At 59.3% G+C, this 22,976-nt stretch carries 20 protein-coding genes, 1 tRNA gene and 2 pseudogenes; 9 read left to right on the top strand and 14 right to left on the bottom strand.

The genetic code is table 11. The features are described 5' to 3' along the window. The first annotated feature begins 29 nt into the window (after positions 1 to 29). From BLQ71_RS03925 to BLQ71_RS03895, 7 genes are all read left to right on the top strand, one after another. Positions 30 to 1,190 carry a tyrosine-type recombinase/integrase gene (locus BLQ71_RS03925; RefSeq protein ID WP_074620786.1) on the top strand — a complete coding sequence of 387 codons (1,161 nt, stop codon included), beginning with the start codon at positions 30 to 32 and terminating at the stop codon, positions 1,188 to 1,190. A gap of 194 nt (positions 1,191 to 1,384) precedes the next feature. Next, entirely contained in the window at positions 1,385 to 1,957 is a 573-nt protein-coding gene (locus BLQ71_RS25905; protein WP_133066119.1) for a hypothetical protein, read from the top strand. 91 nt (positions 1,958 to 2,048) lie between these two features. Then, positions 2,049 to 2,234 carry a helix-turn-helix transcriptional regulator gene (locus tag BLQ71_RS03920; protein WP_074620785.1) on the top strand — a complete coding sequence of 62 codons (186 nt, stop codon included), beginning with the start codon at positions 2,049 to 2,051 and terminating at the stop codon, positions 2,232 to 2,234. A gap of 333 nt (positions 2,235 to 2,567) precedes the next feature. Then, positions 2,568 to 2,846: a hypothetical protein gene (locus BLQ71_RS03915; protein WP_133066120.1), complete on the top strand. Its 279-nt coding sequence runs from the start codon at positions 2,568 to 2,570 to the stop codon at positions 2,844 to 2,846. After that, complete coding sequence (locus BLQ71_RS03910) at positions 2,846 to 4,036, top strand: AAA family ATPase (protein WP_074620783.1); 1,191 nt, start codon at positions 2,846 to 2,848, stop codon at positions 4,034 to 4,036. The genes BLQ71_RS03915 and BLQ71_RS03910 overlap by 1 nt, the downstream gene beginning before the upstream one ends. A gap of 596 nt (positions 4,037 to 4,632) precedes the next feature. After that, positions 4,633 to 5,061 (top strand): hypothetical protein, encoded by a 429-nt coding sequence (locus BLQ71_RS03900; RefSeq protein WP_074620781.1) that lies wholly within the window; start codon positions 4,633 to 4,635, stop codon positions 5,059 to 5,061. A gap of 33 nt (positions 5,062 to 5,094) precedes the next feature. Continuing rightward, positions 5,095 to 5,646 carry a hypothetical protein gene (locus tag BLQ71_RS03895; protein WP_139168468.1) on the top strand — a complete coding sequence of 184 codons (552 nt, stop codon included), beginning with the start codon at positions 5,095 to 5,097 and terminating at the stop codon, positions 5,644 to 5,646. A 207-nt stretch (positions 5,647 to 5,853) separates the two neighbouring features. Here BLQ71_RS03895 and BLQ71_RS03890 read toward each other — a convergent pair whose 3' ends face one another. From BLQ71_RS03890 to hsdR, 6 genes are all read right to left on the bottom strand, one after another. Continuing rightward, positions 5,854 to 6,447, bottom strand: coding sequence for a hypothetical protein (locus BLQ71_RS03890; protein ID WP_074620779.1), 594 nt, complete (start codon positions 6,445 to 6,447; stop codon positions 5,854 to 5,856). Between the two features lie 139 nt (positions 6,448 to 6,586). Then, a complete protein-coding gene (locus BLQ71_RS03885) occupies positions 6,587 to 6,946 on the bottom strand; it encodes a hypothetical protein (RefSeq protein ID WP_074620778.1) in 360 nt (119 codons plus the stop codon). Then, complete coding sequence (locus BLQ71_RS03880; protein ID WP_074620777.1) at positions 6,943 to 8,643, bottom strand: restriction endonuclease subunit S; 1,701 nt, start codon at positions 8,641 to 8,643, stop codon at positions 6,943 to 6,945. The genes BLQ71_RS03885 and BLQ71_RS03880 overlap by 4 nt, the downstream gene beginning before the upstream one ends. Then, positions 8,640 to 9,722, bottom strand: coding sequence for an endonuclease NucS domain-containing protein (locus BLQ71_RS03875; RefSeq protein ID WP_107992206.1), 1,083 nt, complete (start codon positions 9,720 to 9,722; stop codon positions 8,640 to 8,642). The genes BLQ71_RS03880 and BLQ71_RS03875 overlap by 4 nt, the downstream gene beginning before the upstream one ends. Then, positions 9,719 to 11,167 (bottom strand): class I SAM-dependent DNA methyltransferase, encoded by a 1,449-nt coding sequence (locus tag BLQ71_RS03870; RefSeq protein ID WP_074620776.1) that lies wholly within the window; start codon positions 11,165 to 11,167, stop codon positions 9,719 to 9,721. Before BLQ71_RS03870 ends, BLQ71_RS03875 begins: the two co-directional genes overlap by 4 nt. 3 nt (positions 11,168 to 11,170) lie before the next feature. Further along, positions 11,171 to 13,624, bottom strand: coding sequence for an EcoAI/FtnUII family type I restriction enzme subunit R (gene hsdR, locus BLQ71_RS03865; RefSeq protein ID WP_074620775.1), 2,454 nt, complete (start codon positions 13,622 to 13,624; stop codon positions 11,171 to 11,173). 324 nt (positions 13,625 to 13,948) lie between these two features. On the opposite strand from hsdR, the gene BLQ71_RS03860 reads away from it, so the two are divergent. Next, positions 13,949 to 15,334 (top strand): IS5/IS1182 family transposase, encoded by a 1,386-nt coding sequence (locus tag BLQ71_RS03860; RefSeq protein ID WP_074620774.1) that lies wholly within the window; start codon positions 13,949 to 13,951, stop codon positions 15,332 to 15,334. A 421-nt stretch (positions 15,335 to 15,755) separates the two neighbouring features. Here BLQ71_RS03860 and BLQ71_RS03855 read toward each other — a convergent pair whose 3' ends face one another. The 5 genes and pseudogenes from BLQ71_RS03855 to BLQ71_RS03835 form a co-directional block, all read right to left on the bottom strand. Beyond that, complete coding sequence (locus tag BLQ71_RS03855) at positions 15,756 to 16,196, bottom strand: hypothetical protein (RefSeq protein ID WP_074620773.1); 441 nt, start codon at positions 16,194 to 16,196, stop codon at positions 15,756 to 15,758. A gap of 24 nt (positions 16,197 to 16,220) precedes the next feature. Beyond that, on the bottom strand, positions 16,221 to 17,306 hold the full coding sequence (locus tag BLQ71_RS03850) for a helix-turn-helix domain-containing protein (RefSeq protein ID WP_074620772.1): 1,086 nt from the start codon (positions 17,304 to 17,306) through the stop codon (positions 16,221 to 16,223). 63 nt (positions 17,307 to 17,369) lie between these two features. Beyond that, positions 17,370 to 18,677, bottom strand: coding sequence for a carbon-nitrogen hydrolase family protein (locus BLQ71_RS03845; RefSeq protein ID WP_074620771.1), 1,308 nt, complete (start codon positions 18,675 to 18,677; stop codon positions 17,370 to 17,372). Between the two features lie 202 nt (positions 18,678 to 18,879). Beyond that, positions 18,880 to 19,050 (bottom strand): annotated as a pseudogene (locus BLQ71_RS03840) (IS3 family transposase); the annotation flags it as partial. A 173-nt stretch (positions 19,051 to 19,223) separates the two neighbouring features. After that, positions 19,224 to 19,571: a hypothetical protein gene (locus BLQ71_RS03835; protein WP_074620770.1), complete on the bottom strand. Its 348-nt coding sequence runs from the start codon at positions 19,569 to 19,571 to the stop codon at positions 19,224 to 19,226. Positions 19,572 to 20,171: 600 nt separating this feature from the next. Here BLQ71_RS03835 and BLQ71_RS25705 point away from each other — a divergent pair. Beyond that, positions 20,172 to 20,660 carry a cold shock domain-containing protein gene (locus BLQ71_RS25705; RefSeq protein ID WP_083342141.1) on the top strand — a complete coding sequence of 163 codons (489 nt, stop codon included), beginning with the start codon at positions 20,172 to 20,174 and terminating at the stop codon, positions 20,658 to 20,660. On the opposite strand, the pseudogene BLQ71_RS27190 reads toward BLQ71_RS25705, so the two are convergent. The 3 genes and pseudogenes from BLQ71_RS27190 to BLQ71_RS03810 all read right to left on the bottom strand — a co-directional run. After that, positions 20,571 to 21,497: pseudogene (locus BLQ71_RS27190) on the bottom strand (IS630 family transposase); the annotation flags it as partial. The gene BLQ71_RS25705 and the pseudogene BLQ71_RS27190 overlap by 90 nt on opposite strands. A gap of 287 nt (positions 21,498 to 21,784) precedes the next feature. Beyond that, positions 21,785 to 21,861: transfer RNA gene (locus BLQ71_RS03815), tRNA-Arg, on the bottom strand. A 60-nt stretch (positions 21,862 to 21,921) separates the two neighbouring features. Continuing rightward, complete coding sequence (locus BLQ71_RS03810) at positions 21,922 to 22,932, bottom strand: methyltransferase (RefSeq protein WP_074620768.1); 1,011 nt, start codon at positions 22,930 to 22,932, stop codon at positions 21,922 to 21,924. Positions 22,933 to 22,976 lie beyond the last annotated feature (44 nt).

Raw genomic sequence — 22,976 nt, 5'->3', positions numbered from 1 at the left:
TACATACACCGGCATGGAAGGCGAACGCTATGGCATTGGATCTGAGCAAAGTCGGCGCCCGTGAGCAGCTGCCTGTTAAACGCGAACCTCACTGGCAGAGACTTCGAGCAGGGTGCTTTCTCGGCTTCCGCCGGTCCAAGTGCGGGGGCAAAGGGACTTGGACCGCCCGCGCCTACGATGAGGATGCCGGAAAGTATCGCGTGAAGTCTCTGGGCGACTTTGGCAGCCTCCCCGGCAATGAGATGTTTGGCGCCGCCAAACGAGCAGCCGAAGCACATGCTGAAATGGTAGAATCTGGTGGCATTGAGCAGACGAAAGTAGAAACGGTCGCGGATGCCTGCCGCGAATACGCAAAGACCCGTCCCGAAGCTGAACAAAGGTTCGGTCGCTACGTTTACAATGATCCAATCGCCAGGCTGAAGTTGGCCAAACTGCGTCGCCGTCACCTGTGCGAATGGCGGGAGCGTCTCAAGGCCAGGCCTTCTGCTGCAAGCCGAGGCCAAGACGGCGCCCTCCTCTATCGTGATCGTGCGCTTTCCACTGTAAATCGCGATATGGCCGTATTGCGCGCAGCGCTCGCGAAGGTGCTGACTGCAGGAGCGCCCAATTCTGAAGCCGCTTGGCAGGAAGGATTGAAACCATTTCCAAATGCCAATGGTCGGCGAACTCTCTATCTTGACCGGGACCAACGCCGAAAGTTGGTGGAGTGCTGTGCGCCTGAAGCTGCACCTTTTGTGAGGGCGCTTTGCCTCCTGCCTCTGCGTCCAGGCGCGATGGCCGCATTGACCGCCGGCGACTTCGATGGGCGTACTGCCGAACTCTCTATCGGTAAGGACAAGACAGGCAAGCCGCGCCGTATCAAGTTGCCCACAGAGGCCGCCAGACTCCTTGCGGAAAAGTCAATGGACAAGCATCCCAATGCCCCCTTATTCATGCGGGCTAACGGCAAAGCATGGAACAAGGACAGTTGGAAATCACCAATTGCGTCTGCAATAGCAGCTGCTGGTCTGCCAAAGGGAGCCACGGCCTACACCTTGAGGCACAGCACCATTACCGACCTCGTAAGCGCAGGGCTTCCACTTCTGACAATTGCGCAAATCTCAGGCACCAGCGCGGAGATGATCGAGCGCCATTATGGGCATCTGTCTAGCGACGCGGCTCTGTCAGCCTTAGGAAGCTTGACACTGTGAGCTTCTCTGCACTGCACGCGCGGCAATGCCACATGCCCCTCTCATACGTAACCTGCGGCAACGCGATGAAATGGCCGCGCGGGCGCTGGAATTCCTGACGTTGACCGGCGACGCGACATGATGGCGGCATGGGTGGGTTTCCTGCTCAGGTATCAAGTGTTGGATACAAACCTGGTTAGACTGGGAGTGGCAAAATGATTGAAACAGAACGCTCAAAGCGTTGGGCGGATTTGTTGAGAAAAGAGGAAGAGGCATTCAAGAAGGCCTCCAACGACTCGAAGGAATTTGGACCGGCGCGACGCGAGCTACTTGCAAGGGAGTGGTTTGAAGCCCTCGCCATGGTCTTGACGGAATACTTTCGTTCGCTCGGGCAGCCGGGGAAGGGTGTCCCACTGTATCCTTTCCCCGGCGCAGCCATAGGCCGAGCTGCAGGGCTTGCCGAACATTTTGCTGCCGGGCGCATTCCCCTAATCGTGCAGGATATCAACGCCGGCGGCCATCCGTCTCGTTCTCCTCCGGAGCGACGGGATATCGCTACCGCGCTCAGTTATATCGAGCACGCGCGTGCGGCGAGAATATCCGACAGATCATTCATAAAAAGTGTTACGGAAGCTTTTGAAGTTGACCGCTCTACGGTTCGAGACTGGGAAAAGAATCGTGGCGAGATTTTCCGCGGGCTCACGATCACCCCAGTTGAGAAGTTTCCGAGCGCGCTGCGGACGGCCGGCGCAAGATACAAAACAAACCGCGAAACGAGGCCTCCGTGAGGGGATAACCCCTAGGGTTTCCCCCACAGACGCACGCTCAAGCGAGTGCGAGGTTTATCGTCATGTTCAACAGGTACCGAAAGGAACCAACATGGCACAAAAACTGCTGCGCCGCCCCGAGGTGGAAGCCTGCACCGGTCTTTCGCGCTCCACCCTTTACGACTGGATGAAGAAAGGGGATTTTCCGCAACCGCTCAAACTCGGCGCTCGCCTTGTCGCATGGCGTGAAAGCGACATCAACGCGTGGCTCGAAAGCCGCGAAGTGCAGGAGGTGTAGATGAAACACCTCTTCGCCAGCCCTGAAATTTGTGGCACCGCGCAGTCGGTCGAAAATCTTCCGAGTGTTCCCAAAAAGGAAGGCGCCGCTGCGGCTTGGACCCCGCAACGGCGCTGAAGGAACCTACGAAGCGCAAAAGTTCATCGAATCCGATAGCGCATCTCTGGTGGCACGTCATCCGATAATCTCACTCTGCTTGGGGTTCTCGGAATGAGAAATCAACCTTCGTTTTCAGCGCAAATGAAATCTCGACACCTCAAGGTGGTGCGGATGCTTAGGTATACTTTGACACTGGGAAGCCAGGAAGCATGGTTGGGCGTTGCGCCAGTGCTCATGGCGCGTCTCACGGTCGAGGAACGGGCCGCGCTGGCCTTCATGGCGCTCAAGTCACAGGATCGCGATGACGCCACGATGACGGCTGAGGCGGCGCTTTGTGCTGGCGCTGGACAACCTCAAGCCCCGTTCTTTGGCTTCATGGATCAGGCGGCGTTCTGGGCCGATATGGCTGATCCCGAGGAGCTGGAAGCCTATTGCCTTGCCAGCTTCAACGCCATGCCGCGCGGTCGGCAGGCGGCTTTCCTTGACCATGTGCAGGGGAGGCAAGCGGCGTGATGGCGCGTGACTTTTCTGACATGGCGATGCAGCTTCACGCGCACCGGGCCGAGTTTCCCCGTAATCGGGGGGACCGCCTGCCAACCGAATTTGTCTGGCGTGACCCGTCCAGCATTCCCCCTCGCCCTTGGGTTTATGGGCGTCACCTGATCCGCAAACAAGTATCGGTGACGGTTGCCCCCGGCGGCGTTGGGAAATCGTCTCTGACGATCTGTGAGGCGCTGGCGATGGCATCCGGGCGGGAACTGCTAGGCGACTGGACGACCAAGGGCCTCAAGGTCTGGCTCTACAACCTTGAAGACCCGCGCGACGAAATGGATCGTCGCATCATCGCGGCGATGCAACACCACCACGTCAGCCCCGAGGAAATCGCGGGGCGGCTCTATGTGGACACGGGCCGGGAACGTGCCCTGAGCACGGCGATCCAAACCCGTGAAGGCGTTCAGATCATCAAGCCGGAACTGGATGCGCTGGCCGATGAGATCGAGGTGCGGGAAATCGACGTGCTGGTGATCGACCCTTTCGTGTCATCGCATCAAGCGTCCGAAAACGACAACGGCGCAATCGACCTGGTGGCAAAGGAATGGGCGCGTCTGGCGGATCGGTGCAACTGCGCAATCGAACTGGTCCACCACACCCGCAAGACCAATGGCGAGGAAGCAACGACCGAAAGCGGGCGCGGTGCATCTGCCCTGCTGGCGGCGGCGCGGTTGGGTCGAGTGCTCAACAAGATGCACCCAACTTTGCGAGAGAAGTGGGGGCTGATGGATGATCCGGCCACGTTCTTTGGAATCAACAGGGACAAGGCAAACCTCGCACCAGAGGGGGCGCGGGAATGGCGGCGCATGGCAACCGTCTCCCTTGCCAACGGCGACAATGTAGGCGTCTGCGAAGTATGGATGCCCCCCGACACTTTCGACGGCGTATCGGTCGATGATCTGCTGTTGGTGCAACGCGCTCTCGACGGCAAAGACACGCTGTCTTGTCGCTACTCGGATCAGGCTGGCGACGATTGGGCGGGCGTGACCGTGGCCGAGACGCTGGGGCTGGACGCCACGGCGGACCGCAAGCGCATCAAGAAAATGATCGAGGCGTGGCTGAAATCCGGGGCTTTGAAAAAGGTCAAGATACCGGACGCAAAGCGCATGGGACGTCCCTATTTGGAGGTAGGCGAATGGGCAAACCAATGAGTGCCACACCCACCCCTGAAAGCATGGTGTGGCAAGGTGGGGCAAACTCCCCTGAAAACAGGTGCCACACCACCCCGCCCCTAAAGGGGGGGGCGGGGGTGGTGGGGCGTGCATCACCTGTTTGGCGTGGGGTGGGGCAATTTCAACCAATCGAGGTCTTTCAATGATAACCCTGCCGTTTCTTTGCGGCGCGCCTTTGGGCGTTGCCTTGCCCGTTGGGGCTGCTCTGAATTTGGTGGTGGTCCTGATCTGATCCCAATGCCTCCGATCTTAGGAGGACAGGAAATCGGGGGGCTAACTTGCGCTTTCGCGCTATGCAGGATTGCTAGGTCAGTCCCTACCGTTATCCATACACTAGGTCTCCATCACCCTTTTGTTCTCCACAGTTTTCGTACCGACTCGGCAGAGGAAGATTTCGTTGCGGTAGCGCACGACGAGGCCAAATCCGTTTTGAGCCGCGTAAGCAATTACCTCGCCTTCCATAAGGATTTTTTCGCTGTCGTCTGGTCCATAGCGGCCTGCCTCTACCGATTGAGTTCCAAGAGTGACCGCAGCGAGAATTGTCAGAATCCTCGTTTTCATAGGGGAGTGCTTGCATGACCTCCCCCATGTCTACAACCCGCTTTCTTGAAAGCCTGAGCATCCCCGAGGGGCCGAAAGCCGGTCAGGCGGTGAAGTTAGCCCCGTTCCAAAAGAGATTCGTAAAGGGTGCCTTAGCGGACGGGGTGAACGTGGCCTGTCTGCGCATCGGCAGGGGCAATGCGAAAACCGCCCCGTCGGCGATCATCGCCCTTGGCGCGGTCAAGTGCGTCTGGGATCGTCAGCCCCGGCGTGAAATCCTGATAGCGGCCCGAACGCGGGATCAGGCGCGCATCGCGTTTGACTTCGTGGTGGGCTTCATCCGGTCGCTTCCCGAGGATGAGCAAGAAGCCTTCACGATCCGGCGCAGCCCGCAGCTTAAGATCGACCATGTCGAGCGGGTAAGAACACGCCTCGACTTGGCCTTCACTCTCTCCAATCTGTGACCTCCCATCAACATAGAACATTCTTGAGGAAAAATGGAAAAGCGAGATGAGACAGGCCGTTATTTGAACGGTACGGAACCCGGCCCTGGCCGCAAATGTGGTTACGATCCGGCTATGGATGAGCAGGCCTACAAGCTATCGCTGCTCGGCCATACCGAGGCTGAAATGGCCCGATTTTTTGATGTCAGCCGCAACACCTTCCATCGCTGGAAGGCTGAAAATCCCGGTTTTCGTGACGCAGTCCACAGCGGAAAAGAAATCGCCGACGCCGAAGTTTCTTTGGCGCTATACAAGCGCGCCGCAGGGATGACCATAAAATCGGAGAGGGCAATGAAAAACAAACAAGGCGAGATCGTCGTCACCCAGACCCTGACAGAGATCCCTCCCGACACCAAGGCGGCAATCCATTGGCTGCAAGTGCGCCGCCGACATGACTGGAGCGCGACGAGCGGGGGCGGCGGTGAAGATAAGAACGAATGCCCGAAGTGCGCGGCAACGGCCGCTCTGTCTGACGAGGAATTGAAAGCGAGGATCGAGGTATTGCAGAAGCGTCGACAGTTCGATTTGAAGACCAAACCGCCATGATTGCGGCGCGAACTGGCGGGGTCGGTCCGGCTGCTGCACCAAACGGTCGTCCTACAGTGTGGGAAATGTAGCGCGACCCAAATACCTCGATCCTCGCTTTTGTTCCGGTCAACATGCGGCGATCGTTTGAAGAGCCTATTGTTGGAAGGTTTGAGCCGCCAGGCGACAAGATACGTATTCAATCACTATGTCAGAGGCCCTGTTTACTCAGGGAAAACAAGCCATCTGTGCTGAGGAAAAATGCCCGCCGACCCACATCCGGTGTAATTCATCCTCCCGAAACTCGCACATATCCGGATGGTGCTTCCATGCGCGTTCGAGATAGGCATCAAGCTCGGGGCCTTCGGTATGAAAGCCGCTGCCGGTGACCAAACTGCGGATGAGGGGAAGGAACAGGCCGGCGTTGCCCTCGCTCCAATGGTCGATGTCGTAGTGTTGCGACAACGTGCTCCCGATCTCCCACAGGGTGTCGTCGAGGTTCTCACGCGAGCCGAAGAAAACCGTCAGCCATCCGCGCTCCAATTTGTCCAACCATTGGTAATCCGGCGTGCCGAAGCGCACAGCGGATTCCGCGTACAAGATGGCCAGGGCGAGGACGTTTCTGCGGACCCATGCATCGGCCTCTTCGTCGAAGTCTGCAAAGAAACCGGCATCGTCGAGGATAGGCCAAACGGATTTGGCCCAGATCAGATCCTCATGGTCGGGCCAGAATTGGAAATACTCGTGAAAGATGGGCCGCACCTTTTCCCAGGATCGCACGTTCGCCGCGCCGATCTCGAAGGGGGTGCCGTCTTCTGTCATTCGGCTGCTTTCAGGGTGCCGGAGGCGAGGTCCAGCGCCTCGTGGAGGAGCGCTTCGAGGAGGCGGGTGCGGGTGGTGTCGGCGTTGGTGAGGGCGGCCTCCGGCCGGTCGCAGAGGGCCACACAAGGACGACGAGGATTCAAGAATACCATGAGAGCAGCGCCTCGAATGCGGCCTTGTTCTCGGCCTTCAGATAGATGCCTGCTTTGCGGCTGAGCGGTGCGAGTTCCTTGCGGTGGAGGTCGTGGCTTTCCCGCGGCGCGAGGATGTCGATGCCGCTGATTTTCGGTGGCGCAGAAGTATCTTCGATCCAGATCTTCACCTCCTCGAATTCACCATCCATATCGAGGGCGAGGACCTTTCCCGATGGCGTTCGAAAACCCATCACCTTCTTGTTTTCCAGACCCTCGCGTCCGTTGCGGTTTTTGGGCACCTTGTTGATTGTTTCGCCGAAGCGCAGGACGAGGATGGGCAGGGCATCAAGAACGCGGAAGCTCATTCGGCGGCTTTCAGGGTGTCGGTGGCGGGGTCCAGCGCCTCGTGGAGGAGGACTCCGAGGAGACGGGTGCGGGTGGTGTCGGCGGTGGTCAGGGCGGCCTCCAGCCGGTCGCAAAGGGCCATGAGGGTGTCGACCTTGGCCACGATGCGGTGTTGTTCGGCGAGGGGCGGCACCGGGATCGGATAGCCTCGAACCAATGCCATATTCACTCTTGGCGCAGCTCCGCCAGTCGTCTTTTCGGCCGCAAAATCGGCTATCCAAGGCGAGTTCAGGCACAGTTCGAGGAATGCCGGAGCAACGGATCCGTTTGCACGGATCAGCATAAGGCGCTGCCCCATGCAGAGCCGGGTATCTTTCGGAATGCGGCAGCCTACGCCAAGAATTCCACCTTCTCTGATGTAAAGAATGTCGTCAGATTTCGGGGTGAGGCGCTCAATTCGAATACTGTAGGTTTCTTCGCTAACGAAGTTGGGCGCACTCAAGTCAAGCAATCCCGCGCGAACTTGGTTTGTTTTGATGCAAAGGACGCCAGAATCCGTCCACTTCGGCGTCGTGTGCGGACAATCCACAATTCGTTCGGCGACGCGTGAGAGTGGTTGGATAGTCCAGCCTTCTGGCAGCGTGAAAAGAGAGGCTCGGTCATTGAATGAACGGCTATCATAGCTCTCGGCCTCATTGTCCGGACGTAAGAGGCCCTGATTGTCACGATCATCCGCCGGGTCCTGTTCTACCAGTTTGCCGCGGACGGCGAGGTTGAGGATGGTTTGGCGGAGGGTTTTGATCTGGTCGGGGCGCGTGGTGAGGGCGGGGAGCGCCTCGAGGGCGAAGGCGGCGTAGGTGGGGAAGTCCTCTGCCGTGGTGTCCGAGGCGGTCAGGCGGGCGAGGCTGGCGGCGGTGAGCTTGTCGCGCACCTCCTCCCGCGTCTTGCGGGCCTCCTCCAGTCTATCACAAAGCGCCATGAGCTCATCGACCTTGGCGACGATCCGGTGCTGTTCGGCGAGAGGGGGAAGCGGGACTGGGATGCGGTCCATACGGTTCTTCGGTAGCCCACCACGCCCTGCGCCGGTCTGTTCTCCGACTACGTACTCCTGAAAAAATGGTGACCTGACCAGAAGGTGCAGGTAGTCTTCTGTCCCAGGGGCGGCAGTGCGAATGATCGCGACGTGCTGGCTGACGTTTGCGCCTGCGAACTCGTCGGGAACGCGCGTGCAGCGGCCGATCGACCCGCCAGTGATATTCAGCAGCAGGTCCTTTGCCTTGACCTGCGTGCGCTTCATCTTCTGGTTGGTTTCGTCGTTAATGAACACCACGTCATCCAGTCGGAGACCATCGTCGTAGATATTCTGGGACCTCAGAAACGACGTGCCTTCGTCGGCGTATGCGGATTTTCCGCCGCGAGGGGTGCTGCCGGACCCTGTCTGCAAAGCGATCAGACCGACACGCGTCCAGAGCCACCCGAGCGGAGCCGGAAAGGGCGTTTCGTTGGGCTGCAATGGGTCGGCTTTGATCTTGACGTCTTCCTTGGTTTGTAGACCCTTTGCTGCTTTCATCAGTGTGGATGCCGGCTCATCGTCCGCATCCTGCTCCACCAGCTTCCCACGCACCGCCAGATCCAGCACGAAGCGCCGCAGCCGGGCGATGGCATCCGGCGCCTCACTGATCTGCTCGTAGACGTCCAGCAACCGTTCCGCGTTCATGGCTTCTGATACTCTTCAAAGGTCGGGCCATCCTTCAGGCGAAATTCGACCTCATAGGATTTGAAAGATACCTTCGGCACAACGTCGAGCGCATAGTGCAGCTGTGGGTCGCCTTCGGTGGCGACCACAAGCCCCTCGACCGTTTCGCCAGAGTCGATCAGGTGGCGTTGCACCCAGCCTATGTATCGCAAGACCTGACCGACGACTGCATCCGAGGATTTTTCGCGTTTGAGTTCGATCACCAGCCAGCGCCGTTCCCGTTTGTGCTTTGCCAGCAAGTCGATGCGGCCGACCGGGGTGACGAATTCGTAGCCTGCATCCGGTTCGCCATCCCGAGCGTAGATTTCCCAGTCTTGGGCAAGGTCAAGCGTGTCCCAGTTGTCGCTCATGTAGTCGTGCAGGTGCCGTTCGAGGGAGAACCGTTTTGCGCGGACAACGTTGGGCTTTGCCGTATGTGCCTGCACCGGAGACGGTTCGTCGTCATAATCGTCATCGGTGTTGTCGTCGTCCTTGAGGAACCACCACGCGGCATCAAGGGTCCAGAGATCAATGTCGAGGACCTGGCTCAAAGCCACGAAGACTTCATTTACAGCGGCAAACCGCGTTCCGAATTGCGCGCCGCGGGGAATGTCAGGCATCAAGCCCAGTTCCATCAGCCCTGCATGGGACGTGTTGTTCCAGACGCCGTATCTGTCGGGGTAGGCAACGTGCAGGATTGCCGTGATGATCCCTTTTCCCATGCCCCTGATATCGGTAACCGGCTGCAGGCGGTCCGCAATTGGGCGGCTTTCGTCCACAAGATGTGTCAGCGCCACGCGCGTTGTCGCCATGTCACCACAGATGCGGTTCACTTGCCGGTTTAGTCCCGTCCAGTGCCTGTTGTTCTCGAAATACAAGAACGACCGGAGGACGTCTTCTTCGATATGAGAGATTTGATTTGGCTGGAACGTGGGGCTGTAGCGCGCCAGAACACTGTCTTTTGCCTCGAGGATTTCGCTGACTTCGCGGTCCTCCAACATGGCAGCTTTTGCAGCCCTGAGTCGCCCAATGGCATAATCGGAAAAAGCGGGCTTGGTCATCGTGCCAATGCCTCCGTCAGAATTTCTTTCAGCTCGGCCCGCAGACTGTCGACCGAGGCCTCGGCCTTGGTCAGGTCGTTCAGCAAGGTCTCGGGGTCGCCCCAGTCCTCTTCGACGACATGCGGGTTTTTGATGTCGAGGTTGAAGCCGCGTTCGCGGATCTCGTTGATCGACACCTTCCAGGCGCGCTCGCTTTCCTGCCGCCCCTCGCGGGTCGGCCCGCCCCACCATGCGGCGCAGTCGTCCAGATGCTCCAGCCGGATTGGCTTGGTCATGGAATAGGCCTTCTGCGTCTCTGGCACGCGGTGTTCCCAATACCAGATGTCCTGCGTAGGCGTGCCCTTTTCAAAGAACAGCAGGTTGGTGCCGATGGAGGCGTAGGGTTTGAAGACCGAGTTCGGCAGCCGCACGATGGTGTGCAGGTTGCATTCCTCAAGCAGGTGTTCCTTGAGCCGGGTCTTGATGCCCTCGCCAAAGAGCGAGCCATCGGGCAGGACCACGGCGGCGCGGCCCGTATCCTTGAGCAGGCGAATGATGAGGGCGAGGAAGAGGTCGGCGGTTTCGCGGGTGCGGAAGGTGGGGAAGTTGTTCTCGATCCCGTCCTCCTCCTTGCCGCCGAAGGGCGGGTTGGACAGGACGATGTCGACCTTGTCCGCCTGTCCCCAGCTGACCAGTGGGCGGGCGAGCGTGTTGTCATGGCGTACCCAGGACGGCTCCTCCACCCCGTGCAGCAGCATATTGGTGACGCAGAGCATGTGGGGGAGCGGTTTCTTCTCGACGGCGCGCAGGGAGGCCTGCATCAGCGTCTCGTCCTCGGGGCGCTTGATGTGGGTATCGCGCATGTGGCGCATGGCGCAGGTCAGGAAGCCACCGGTGCCGCAGGCCGGGTCCATGAGGATTTCGCCGGGCTTCGGGTCCACCTGCTGCACCATAAAGGCGGTGACGGCGCGGGGCGTATAGTATTCGCCGGCGTTGCCCGCGTTCTGGAGGTCGTTCAGCAGCTGTTCGTAGATGTCGCCGAAGTGCTGGCGCTCGGACAGATTGTTGAAGTCGACCTCGTTGATCTTGTTGATCACCTGCCGCATGAGCTGGCCGGATTTCATGTAGTTGTAGGCGTCCTCGAAGACGTCGCGCACGACCTTGGCGCGGGGGCCTTTCTGGGGCGACAGGATCTTGAGGCGCGTGAAGAGCTCGTCATTGACGAAGGCCAGCAGGCTGTCGCCGGTGATGCCCTCGGGATCGGCCGCCCAAGAGCGCCATTGCAGGTCCTCGGGGATGGGCGAGGTGTAGTCGTCCAGCGTGATTTCCAGCGCCTCGTCCTGATCGTCCATGATCTTGAGGAAGAACATCCAGACCAGCTGCGACATGCGCTGCGCGTCACCGTCGACGCCGGTGTCCTTACGCATGATGTCCTGGATGGATTTGACGAGGTTGCGGACGGACATTGGTTAAGCACTTTCTTCGTAGAGCGCGGCCTGCATTTCATGCACGGCGCGGATGTAGTCCGGTTTCTTACCGAAAGCCCGGATCAGTTCAACCTCGGTGCCCATACCTGAGAAGGGATTGATTTTCAGGATCTTGGGGTCATCGATGCTGATGACGCCGTCGTCGGAGTATTTCTCGAGCAGGGCTTCGAGGACTGCACGTGCCTGTGGGCCGTATTTGGTGAAGACATCGCGTTTCTTGACGTTCTCGGCGCGCTCCTTGCGGGTCAGCGGCTTGGCATCGAAGGCGACGTGGCAGATCAGGTCGAAGGGATCGAGGTCGAGGCCCAGTTCGTCGGCGATCACGTCGAGGGGCAGCCCTTCTTCGGCCAGTTCTTCGATCAGGGCGTTCTTGCGCTCGGTCTGCTTCCAGCGGCGTAGAAAATCGTCGAGACTGGTGAAGTGCTGGCGCATGGCCTTGCGTGTGTAGTCGCGTAGGGACTCTGTCACGAGCTTCCCGTTTTCGTCGAGGTATTCGACGCGCTCGGCCACGATATCCGCCCCCACGCCGTCGATGTAGGCCTTGGGGCGCGGGCCGGTGCTGGTGTCGCTTGTGATGGTGACGTTGCGCGGATCGATCAGAACGGTCTCGTTCTCACCGATGTCATCCGGGATCGAGGTGTCATCATTGTTGGTTGGGGTCTCGTCCGGTGGGGTCACAGGATCGTCCGGCCCGGGCTGGTAGATCTGGACCGGTTCGCCGTCGAAGTCGGGATCGGCGAAGTGGCTCGACGCCCCACGGAAATCCATCAGCGTGAAGAACAGTTTACGGGTGTCCTCGTGCACGCGCGTTCCGCGCCCGACGATCTGCTTGAATTCGGTCATCGACCCGACTTCGCGATCGAGGACGATCAAGCGACAGGTCTGGGCATCGACACCGGTGGACAGCAGCTTGGAAGTCGTGACGATCACGGGGTAGGAAGCCTCGGGGTCGATGAAGTTTCCGAGTTGATCGATCCCTTCCTTGTCGTTCCCGGTGATGCGCATGACATAGCGCGCGTTTTTCGCGACGAGGTCGGCATTCTCGTTGATCAAGGCCTGCCTCATGCGTGCCGCGTGTTCCTGATCCACGCAGAACACAATAGTCTTCGCCATGGGATCTCCGCTTTCGCGCAGGAACTCGGTCACCTTCTTCGCGACGAGCTTGGTCCGGTCGTCCAGCACCACGGTTCGATCGAAGTCCTTGGCGTTGTAGATGCGATCCTCGACCTCCTCGCCGTCGCGATCCAACTGCCCCTTCTCGGGACGATACCCCTGCACGTCGCGGTCGATATGGACCTTGATGACCTTGTAGGGCGCGAGGAAACCGTCGCGGATGCCTTGCTTCAAGGTGTAGCTGTAGACCGGAGCGCCGAAGTAATCGATGTTCGAGGCGTATTCGGTTTCTTTCGGCGTCGCCGTCAGGCCGATCTGCACGGCGGATGAGAAGTGATCGAGGATCTCGCGCCAGGCTGAGTCCGCCGATGCGCTGCCCCGGTGACATTCGTCAATGATGATCAGGTCGAAGAAGTCCTTGGAAAATTCCCGGTAGATCTTCTGGCTCTCGTTCGGCCCGGTGATCGCCTGATACAGCCCAAGGTAAATCTCGTAAGACGAGTCGATCCGGCGCTTTTTGTCCAGCGCGAGGGGCACGCTTTCCTTGGTGCCGTCAGGACGCTCGATGGTCTTCGACTGCGTCGACAGTTTCGCCATCTTGCCGCTGAACGGCCGGAAATCGTTGACCATGGTCTGGTCGATCAGCACGTTGCGATCGGCCAGGAACAGCACACGTTTCCCCGGGAAGGCATTGCGAAAGCGCCAGATGATCTGAAACGCCGTATAGGTCTTGCCCGTCCCGGTCGCCATGACGAGCAACACCCGATCTTGCCCTTTGGCGATCGCCTCCATCGTCTTGTTGATGGCCTTGACCTGATAGTAGCGCGGCTCCTTGCCCGATCCGTCGTCGTGGTAGTCCTGAAGTGCAACTTGTTCTTCCGCGTCGGTCAGGCCCTTCCAAACCTTGTAGCGGTGCCAAAGCTCCTCAAGGCTGGGAAACTCATCCAATCCCAAGGTCTGTTCAACCTCGGATGACGTGCCCGTTCGGTCGTGGAAAACGAAGCCGTCACCATTCGAAGAAAACACGAACGGGATATCCAGCGTTTCGGCATAGCCCAGGGCCTGCTGTATCCCACCACCGATGGGTTGCTTGTTGTCCTTCGCTTCGATGATCGCGATTGGTATATTGGGCTTGGCAGAGAGGATGTAGTCAGCCCGTTTTCCCTCACCACGGCTGACCATCTTGCCCCGCACGATGATACGGCCTTTGGTGAAGCTGACCTCTTCGCGGATCTGGGTCGTGATGTTCCACCCAGCAGAGACAAGGGCCGGGGTGATGAACTTCGTGCAGATATCGCGCTCGCTCAAACTCCGCTTGTCCATCTGCCACACCCAACTGCTCACAAAAAGGAATATTGCCTGACGCTACTTTGCCAATGCATGCAGATGCAAGGAGCCGACAGAAAACCTCGTTTGCCTCGGATGTTCTAGTGGATTGAATCAGACAACTCGAACCGTCGTTCGCGGCTCATGCGAACTGCTCGCGTAGGGCTGCTAAGCGGACATTCGTGCCATTCTCCAAGGGTGCTCGGCCCTCGCTGCGACCGCGAAGATCATAGGCAGGTGGGCTTATTCCGTTGAAAAGCTCGTGCTTGATCGAGGTGCCTCTGGCTGATTCAATTCCCACACTGGGTTGGAGGATCGGCAATGATGGGACCGCGGCAGGAGGCGCAGCCGGCGCTGTTCTACGAGTTCTCGCTGGAAGATCATGTCCCGCCAGATCACCTTCTGCGCTCGATTGACCGGTTCGTGGATCTGTCCGGCATCCGCGCTTACCTTGCCGATTTCTACAGCCATACGGGTCGCCCGTCTGTCGATCCAGAGTTGCTGATCCGCATGCTGTTGGTGGGGTATTGCTTCGGCATCCGGTCGGAACGGCGGCTCTGCGAGGAGGTTCATCTGAACCTCGCATACCGGTGGTTCTGCCGCCTAGACCTCAGCGACCGGGTCCCGGATCACTCGACCTTTTCGAAGAACCGGCACGGCCGGTTCCGGGACAGCGAGCTGTTGCGGCATCTGTTCGAGACGACCGTGGCCCGGTGCATCGACGAGGGGCTGGTTAGCGGCCAGCGCATGGCAGTTGATGCCAGCCTTATCGAAGCGGATTCGAACAAGCAGAACTCATCGCCGAAGGAGGACTGGGACGTCGGGCAGATCGATCCCGCTGATGCGCCCCGGGCCGTTCGCGAGTATCTGGACGTGTTGGACGACGCCGCATTCGGCGCAGCAAGCGAGGTCCAGCCCAAGTTCACCTCGCATTCCGACCCGGCGAGCCAGTGGACCGCGGCCCGGAAAGGCCCGGCATTCTTCAGCTATTCTGACAATTACCTGATCGACACGGACCATGGTGTCATCGTGGACGTGGAGGCGACAAGGTCGATCCGGCAGGCCGAAGTGGGATCAACCAAGACCATGCTCAGGCGGGTGAAGGCCAATTTCGACCTTCACCCTGAACGCCTGATCGCGGACACCGCATACGGCACCGGGCCGATGCTGGGCTGGCTGGTCGATCGCAAGATCGCCCCGCATATCCCCGTCATCGACAAGTCGGGGCGCAATGACGGGATCTGGACCCGCGCCGACTTCGAGTGGGATGCAGAGAACGACAAATACATCTGCCCCGCGGGGCACGAGCTAAAGCAGTTCCGCCGAAACTATTCCGACTCCACCCGTGGACCGACCGGCAAGGGGACCGCCCGCTATCGCGCCCTGAAAGAGGTCTGCCAAGCCTGCCCATCCAAGGCCATGTGCTGCCCGAACGCGGATGCTCGCAAGATCACCCGCGAGGAACATGAAGACGCCCGACAGGTTGCCCGCGACATCTCCAAGACCGACCAATACCTGATCTCGATGAAGCTGCGAAAGAAGGTCGAGATGCTCTTTGCGCACCTCAAGCGAATACTCGGCCTGGGACGGCTCCGACTACGCTGCCCATGCGGCGCAAATGACGAATTCCTCCTCGCCGCCACCGCCCAGAACCTCCGCAAGCTGGCCAAGATCGTTCCCGCACCGCAGCAACCGCGGAAAGCCTGACAGGAAAGGCATTCACGGCCGTCTCAGGCGGGGAATTGCTGCGGTCGCGAGCAGGTGTTTTTCCACGGAATCGGCGGAGAGCCGACTTTAGCTGCGTCTGCGCAGATTCCGCGCCCGCATTACAAAAGCGGCCATTCAACCCTCAGCAGAGCAAACGATGGTCGTACTGCGAGACGTGCCCGGCCATTTGCGGCAGTTTATAATTGCCGCAGAGAATGTCCACTTTTGGGCCAAGAGCGAGTAACTTCACGGTTTTCGGACATTCTAGCCTTATATCGCACGCAAACTTGCCTTCTCGTGTCAAGCAAAGCCTGCTGGTTCCAACGAGTACGCGACGCAATCAGCCACTACGTGATCGGGTGCTGTCACCATTCGCTTGGTCGTGGCGTCAATTGAACAGACAGCCGCCAGGAACTGCAGTTCAATCGTTCGCCAGCCCCATCCGGTCGAGGGACGCGACAGCGGATTCCACTTGTTCCGCGACGTCACACAACCATCCGCGCATGCGCGTGGTGTCGATCTGAGACAGGTTCAGCGCGCCCGATGTCATGGCTTCAAGATTTTCCACCGCTTCGCGGAATTCTCCGCTCATGTCCCGCAGCAGGAACGCAATATTGTCCAGCGGCAAAAGCGCTTCAAAGGCGATTTCCTGGTCGGGTTCCTCGCCCACCGCGTGGCCCAGCATCCGCCAGTCCGCCAGCGGCAGCAGGACCGGTCCGCCCTCGCTCGACTGTGCAAATGTCGTGGTCAACACGATGCTCGAGCTGCTGAGCACATAGAGCTGGTCGGCCAACACGCCGCTCAGTGACAATCCCGGGGTTTCCTCCTTGGCGGTCGCTTCTTGTTCTACTTCTTCGGCCATTCCGGGCCCTCCTGTTCACGGGCGTCAGCCGTCGGCGGATTTTGCTGGGCTGTGCGTGGGCAGCATTGCTTCGAACGCAGTGTATTCCGGGTCAACTGTTTTGGGGCCATGCGGCTCGTTCCCGGAGATCAGGAGATCCTGTCGATACGGTAGCGTGTCCAACTCGATCGGCTTGCCGATCTGAACGCCGCTCTTTAACGCCTCGTGAGCCGGCGAAACGGCAACGTCACCCGTTGCCGGACGCCCGCGCAACTTGTGGGCAGGCAGCAACGGCCCCGTAGCGTCGGCACCGCTGACTCGCATCTTGCCTTGCGCTGAAGCCACCGTTTTCACGTTCGCTGTCGCCCGATAAGTGTGACCGACCTGCCGTTCGTGTCGCTTCGCCGGTTGCTTATCGCCTTCTAAATAGGCCCGTAAAGCTTCCACCAGATCCGGTTCTGGCATCGGAAGGTTTGTCATTTTCAAGCGCCGGGTTGGTCGCTTTGATACACTGGGCGTGGATCTGCGTTTTTCCACAGATGCCTCGCTGCGCGCCTTGTGGTCGACCAGGTGCTTGATGCCCTCGACGGTAATGCGGAAGCGTGCGGTGCGGCCGTCAGCCTGCCGTTCGACCAACCCTTCGAGGATTAGCAGCGTCAGTATGCGCGACAGGTTCGCAGTTTTCAGTTCCACCGCCTGCAGCAAGTCGGTGCGGGCCACCGCCTCGTTCTGGCGGTCGTACAGCGCCTGCAGAATCGCCGGAACATGCGCGCGCGTCAGCAGCCGCGCCTTGTCCGGGCGCATTTGCATGCCGATGGATACGCGGATCAAGTCCGACAGCGCGCGCAGTCGTTCGGCCAGATGGGCGCCCGACTCCTCTACCCCCGGCTGCGCGCTGACAGAGGGGCGTTTGCCCTGTTCTGCCCGTGCCGCGACGTCAAGGATCAGCCGGTGCCAGTGGCGCAGGTCGTCGTCCGCGCGCCGCTCCGACAACGCTAGCCAAGTCCAGCGCAGCAGCACCGAATAGGGTTTGGCGAAGTCTCGGGTTGCCTCGATATGGCGATCAATCTCTGACCGGGCGGCGAAGGCGTCTGCCTCTCCACGCGCGATATTCTCAAGCGTATTTGTCAAAGAAGCCTCCGAATGGATGAGAACAGCTTATATACGTTCATAACTGTTTACAACTCTTTATCACTACTGTGGTTTTTCGCCTTCAGTGTAAAATGAACTAAAGCGTCGCGACGTCAATGTGTCATTTTCCGTGAATTTCAGCGGCTTGGCCGCACCCGGCAAGATATAGCCGATCAAAGCGTTTTTGGACGGTCCGGCCTGTTTCAATCTCTGTTGCACCACAACCGTCCGCGTGTTGTTGGTGGTCTGTAGCACTGCCGCCCGCGCGGTATGTTCCCGGATGGTTGATCCCTCGCCCATCGACGGCACGATCACGAGAGAGGCATCACAGGCCTCCAAAAGCGCAAGGCGGTTCACATGACAGAAATCGAGGCAGATCATGAAGACGATCAACTCGTCCTCGGCCAGCAGCAGTTGCACGGTCTCGCCGGGCTCGATGTCCTCGGCCCCGCCTTCGGAGGTACCCCGTTCCATGTAGGCCAGGCATTTGTCGAAGCAGAGAATCCGTTCGCCCCGGCCATCTAGCACCTCCCCCCGGTTGCGGAACCGCTTGTCGCCCTCCACATGCCATGACCCGGCGACCACCACTGCCGGACGATCACCATCCAGAGGTTTATCTCGCAACAGGCGGCGCACCTGCTCGACCCGGTCCGGCGGCATCGTCAGTTCCGGCCAGACAAGCGTGTCACACCCAGCCGCGACTGCTTCCCGGCATTGGTCGGTCACCGCCTGTTCCTGTTGCGGATCGGCGGTCAGCCCAGTCACGATAAAGTTGCCGGGAGCGTTGATCTCGCTTGGCCGCGTCTCAAGCTGCAGGTCCGAGAAGACCGCAGCACCGACCTTGCGTGTCGACGGCAGGTGACCTGGAGTGAGTCCGACGTCGGGATGCACATTCAGGGCCAGCCGCACACCGTCATGCTGCACCGGAGCTATCCGGTGATAGAGCAACCCCCGCCGGGACAACCCCTGTCCTGTCATATGCTCGGGATCCCCGGTGATCTTGCGGCAGGGCAAAACGAAATAGCCTGACTTAGTTTCGAATTCGTCCAGCAGCTCGGGCATGATCACGTACGGTTCCTGAAACAGTTTTTCGTCCAGCATCCGCATCGCGAGGAAAGCGGCGTCAAAAATTTCTTCGACCGAAACGCTGTCGAAATCTGGCCAGAACGGGCCGTTGGGGGTATCCAATCCGAGGCCGATCTGCTGAACCCTGGTGTCGATATCTTTTTCAACATAACGATCGACCCGGTTGATCCGCAGCGCCTCTGCGGCTTCGGACAAGGCGCGAAAGAGCCGTGCCAGCAGGTCGCGCGCGACACTCTGCTCGCCATCCCAGTGGTTCCAAGCCTCCAGCGCGGCGATTTCCCGCACTGTGTCGACAAAAGCCCTGTGACCCGCCGCCTTCCCCGTCCTGCAAAACCGCCTCACTCTAAATGACTTAAATCCAACCCACGCCACGCCAAAGCCTCAGCATAAGGAGCTTAATACAAATACTCCCGCAAAAAGAGCTTCTTCGCAAGTCAGGTATATCATGTTGGACCTGTCACGTAGTTGTGCCGCCCCAAGTGCTCGTTTAGGCCACTTTCCGTTCGAAGGCGACCGGGCTTTTCCAACCCAATGCTGAGTGCCTTCGACGTGGATTGTAGAAGCCATTGATGTATTCGACGATCGCCATCTCGGCTTGCCGCCTAGTTGCCCATGGCCGCTGCCAAATCAGCTCGGCCTTGATGGTTTTGAAAAATGTCTAAACGGCCGCATTGGTCCGCACTGCTGACCTTGGCCTGCCAGACCATGCTGCACGATGGCATGAATGGCCGGCTTGGTGAAGCTGCATTGCCGCATCGCATCTGACGGCGGAGGTCGGCTCAGGGCCGTCAGCAACGGAATCGCTTAGAGTTTACTGGCCGAGATCATACCCTAAACCTTGCCCCCTTTCATCATGCGGATAACGGGATATCTCAGGTAGAACAGGGCGTATGCGGAGAAGCCCATAAGGGCAAACGGAAGAAAGCGGATGAAGAGGACAACGAAGCCTCCTCGACGCCCGCCAGAGCCAGAAGTAGCCTCAGACATTCCGGCAACGCGCTCTTCCCAACCACCCAAGAGGTGAACTCCTGCAGCAAACACATAGATGCCGCAAAGAACCGCGGTAAGCACTATCGCGCGTTTGAGGCCTTCCGGAAACCACTTCTTATCGACCTCGAAAACAAGGCCGCTCGCCATCATGAAAATGAAGCCCACCGTGACGTAAGTGGCTGAAAACATATCAAGTGCCCCTATTCTTTTTCGCGGATTGGCTAACCAAGAAAAAAGGGGAGTTCAACCAGAGTTCGTTCTTACTTGGGCTGTGTTCGCATAGATCTACAAAGTTGCGAGTGTCCGACGTCGCCACCTGCGGGGCATCTGAATGGATTTTACACTTGAGGGTTTGCCTTCAACGACCGGTTCAGGGAAGCTGCGATGCAGCAATGAGCAGCTTAATCAGTGTCCGGTTTGGGCCGTCTCTGCCTCATACGGCAGGCCGGATCATCTTGATGCTGCGTCGCATCCGAGGTCAGCAACGAGCCCAATTAGACTGAGGCCGACGGTGCCCGTTTTGCACATGCAGCGAAGCACTCGGCGTCGTGACCGGCCCTGAGCGGCAAGGTGCCCTTTTGGCAGGAAGCGGCGACTCTCGCGCCCAGCTCTTTCATTCAACCTTGAACGGATGCACGGTGCGACTGCGCGGAAGCTTCTGGCACCACGCCGCGCCACATTCTCGCGGCCTACGAATCCGCGACCCGACAAAACGCAGCTGTCATGGCAAAAGGATTGCATTCATTAGTGAAACTGCGCGATAGGCCCAATGAATCTGAGGCAGGATAGATGCGCATGCATGGAAAGGTGAAGTGGTTTTCGGAGAGTAAGGGATTCGGATTTATTACACAGTCGCTCGATGATGATTTCCAAGATTATTTCTTCCATATAACCGACGTGATTGGACCCGATACCCCTCGACCAGGCGACATCGTAGCTTTCTCATTGAAGCCATCCAAGAGAGGCAAAGCAGCGGCCGAGGTTCGGATCGTAGAAACAGCTGTTGCGCGAGCCAGAGAGGAGCAGGATGAACGCAGAGAACGTCGATCAAGAGACGATCGCGTCAAATGTGTATCGTGCGGAAAGCGCATGGTGCCGCGCCTGCAATTCAAGGATGGCGAGCCCCATGCCCGCATCTGTCCCTTTTGCATGGCATCGCAGGAGGAAGAAAAAGCTTGCTTCATCGCCACGGCTGTATTCGGCGATGAAGCGGTTGATTGCGGCCTGCAGGTCGATGACCGAGTGGAACACGCCGTGCTTGTGTCTGCGCCGGGTTAGTTTGGCAAAGAACCCCTCCACCGCGTTCAGCCAGGATGACGATGTCGGGATGAAGTGGAACGTCGAGCGCGGATGCCGTACCAGCTAGGCCCGCACTTTGGAAGGTTTGTGGGTACAGTAGTTGTCGAGGACGACGTGGATGGCCTTGCCCTTGGTGACGTCCCGTTCGATCTGGTTCAGGAACCGGATGAACTCCTGATGCCGGTGGCGCTGCATGTTCTGGCCGATGATCGATCCGTCTAGCACTTTGAGCGCCGCGAAGAGCGTGATCGTGGGTCATGGTCGGGCCGCGCCCTTTCTTTAGTGGCAGGCCGGGCTGGGTTCGGTCAAGCGCCTGTACTTGCGACTTTTCATCCACCGACAGCACAACCGCATGGGCGGGTGGCGCGACGTAGAGCCCAACCACATCGTGCAGTTTCCCGGCGAAGGCCCGGTCGTTCGGCAGCTTGAACTGACGCCAGCGGTGCGGGCTCAGCCCATGCGCCTTGCCCATCCCCCGGATCGTGCAATGCGTCGCCTCATGCGGCTGCGGTTCCTGGGTCAAGCGGATCACTTCGCCCACCTTCTCGTCCGGCGCCCTAGGAGTTCCCCGCGTCGTGTCTTCTCCCGCAGCAGCCCCTCCAAGCCTTCGGCTAAAAAACGTTCTTGCCATCGCCACACACAGGTCTTGGAGTTTGCCGTGGTTGCCATGATCGACGTTGTTCCGGCACCGTCAGCGCTCAGAAGTACAATGCGGCAGCGCCGGACATGCTTCTGGGGCGAAGAAGGGTGCGAAAAGACCGCCTCAAGCCGGGATCGATCCCTACTTGAGACCGAGAAAGAAATTCCTGTGTGCATCAGGATGACTCGTACAGCCAACGCCAGAATGGAATCCCAATTCGGCCTCCTTCGTCGCGTTCAATCCACTAGAGCTATCATTTGGCATGGATCTGACGGCCAAGTCGGCTTCACGCCTTGGGACCTCCGCAAACTTACGGAAATGGTTCGCGTTTGGTTCAAAATTTCGGCGCTGCGTTGCTAGGCGCTGAGATTAATCTTTGCCCCCAAAACGTGAAATCTGCACCCGCGTTTTCCATACGCATTACATACGTCAGCGGACACGAGACGCTAAACTATTGATTTAATGGCGCACCCGATAGGATTCGAACCTATGGCCTCTGCCTTCGGAGGGCAGCGCTCTATCCAGCTGAGCTACGGGTGCTTCGCGGCTGTCTATAACCGCTCGCCCGCACCGCCGCAATGGGGTGCGGGCGCAAAAGCGTCAGGGCTTTTTGCCCTGCGCCAACATGGTCATCTCCGGGATCATCGCACCGACGCTCACGTCCTGGAAGCCCGCCGCGGCCAGCGCCCCTTCCAGCCAGCCCACATCCAGCGAGCGCGCCTCGGGGGTAAAGGCCGTGTGCTGCAACTGCCAGAGAGCGGCAAGACCGGGGCCGGTGCGGTCCTCGTTGACGATGAAATCATGGATCAGCACCATACCGCCGGGGTTGAGCACCTTGAAGGCCTGCGCGATGAGCCCGGCGTGGGTCTCCCCGGGGACGCCGGAAAAGAGGTATGACATCAACACCACGTCCTGCCCCTCGGGCCAGGGCGTTTCCAGCGCGTTGCCGTCCAGGTAGCTGATCCGGTCCGACAGGCCCGCCTTTTCGACGTAGCCCCGTCCCAGCGCCGCGACATTGGGAAACTCCAGCACCGTGGCTTTCAGCCCGGGGTTCTTCTGGCAGAGGGTGATGTCGAAGGCCGCCGTGCCACCGCCCACGTCCAGCATCTTTGTCTTGCCGGTCAGGTCCAGCGAGCGGGCCAGTTGCCGCGCCGGGCCAAGCGAGCCGGCATGCTGGCTTTCGGAATAGAGCTTTGCCTCGTCCGGATCCGAGAACCAGTCGGCATAGGACGCGGTGTCCTCATCGCTCATTTCGCCCGACAGCGCGCCCTCCAGCTGTTCCATCAGCGGGTACATCTGCTTGCCGACCTGCAGGCGCAGGTAATCCGAGAAATCGTATTTCGCCCCCTGGACCAGAAAGGCCTCGGCGGCGGGCGCGTTGGAAAAGCACCCCTCCTCGACCGCCACCAGCCCCATGCCCGCCAGCGCCGTGAGCAGCGTCATCGCGCGGTCCTCGTGCATCTCGGCGGCCTTGGCCAGCTCTCCGGCCGTCATGGCGCCCTTGGCGAGATGGGTAAAGACCTCGAGCTCGAGCGCGGCGAAAAGCGCCTTCGAGCCCATGAATCCAAATGCGATCTGCGAAATCTCGTCGGCTTCGGTCAAAAGGGGCATGCGGGTCTCCGGGTTGTTGCGTCCCGTGCAACCTGCCAAGATGC

Source organism: Antarctobacter albus (genome assembly GCF_900101505.1).
Taxonomy (GTDB): domain Bacteria; phylum Pseudomonadota; class Alphaproteobacteria; order Rhodobacterales; family Rhodobacteraceae; genus Antarctobacter; species Antarctobacter albus.
Note: the sequence above shows the minus strand (reverse complement) of the source record. Positions and strands in the feature narration are given on the sequence as shown.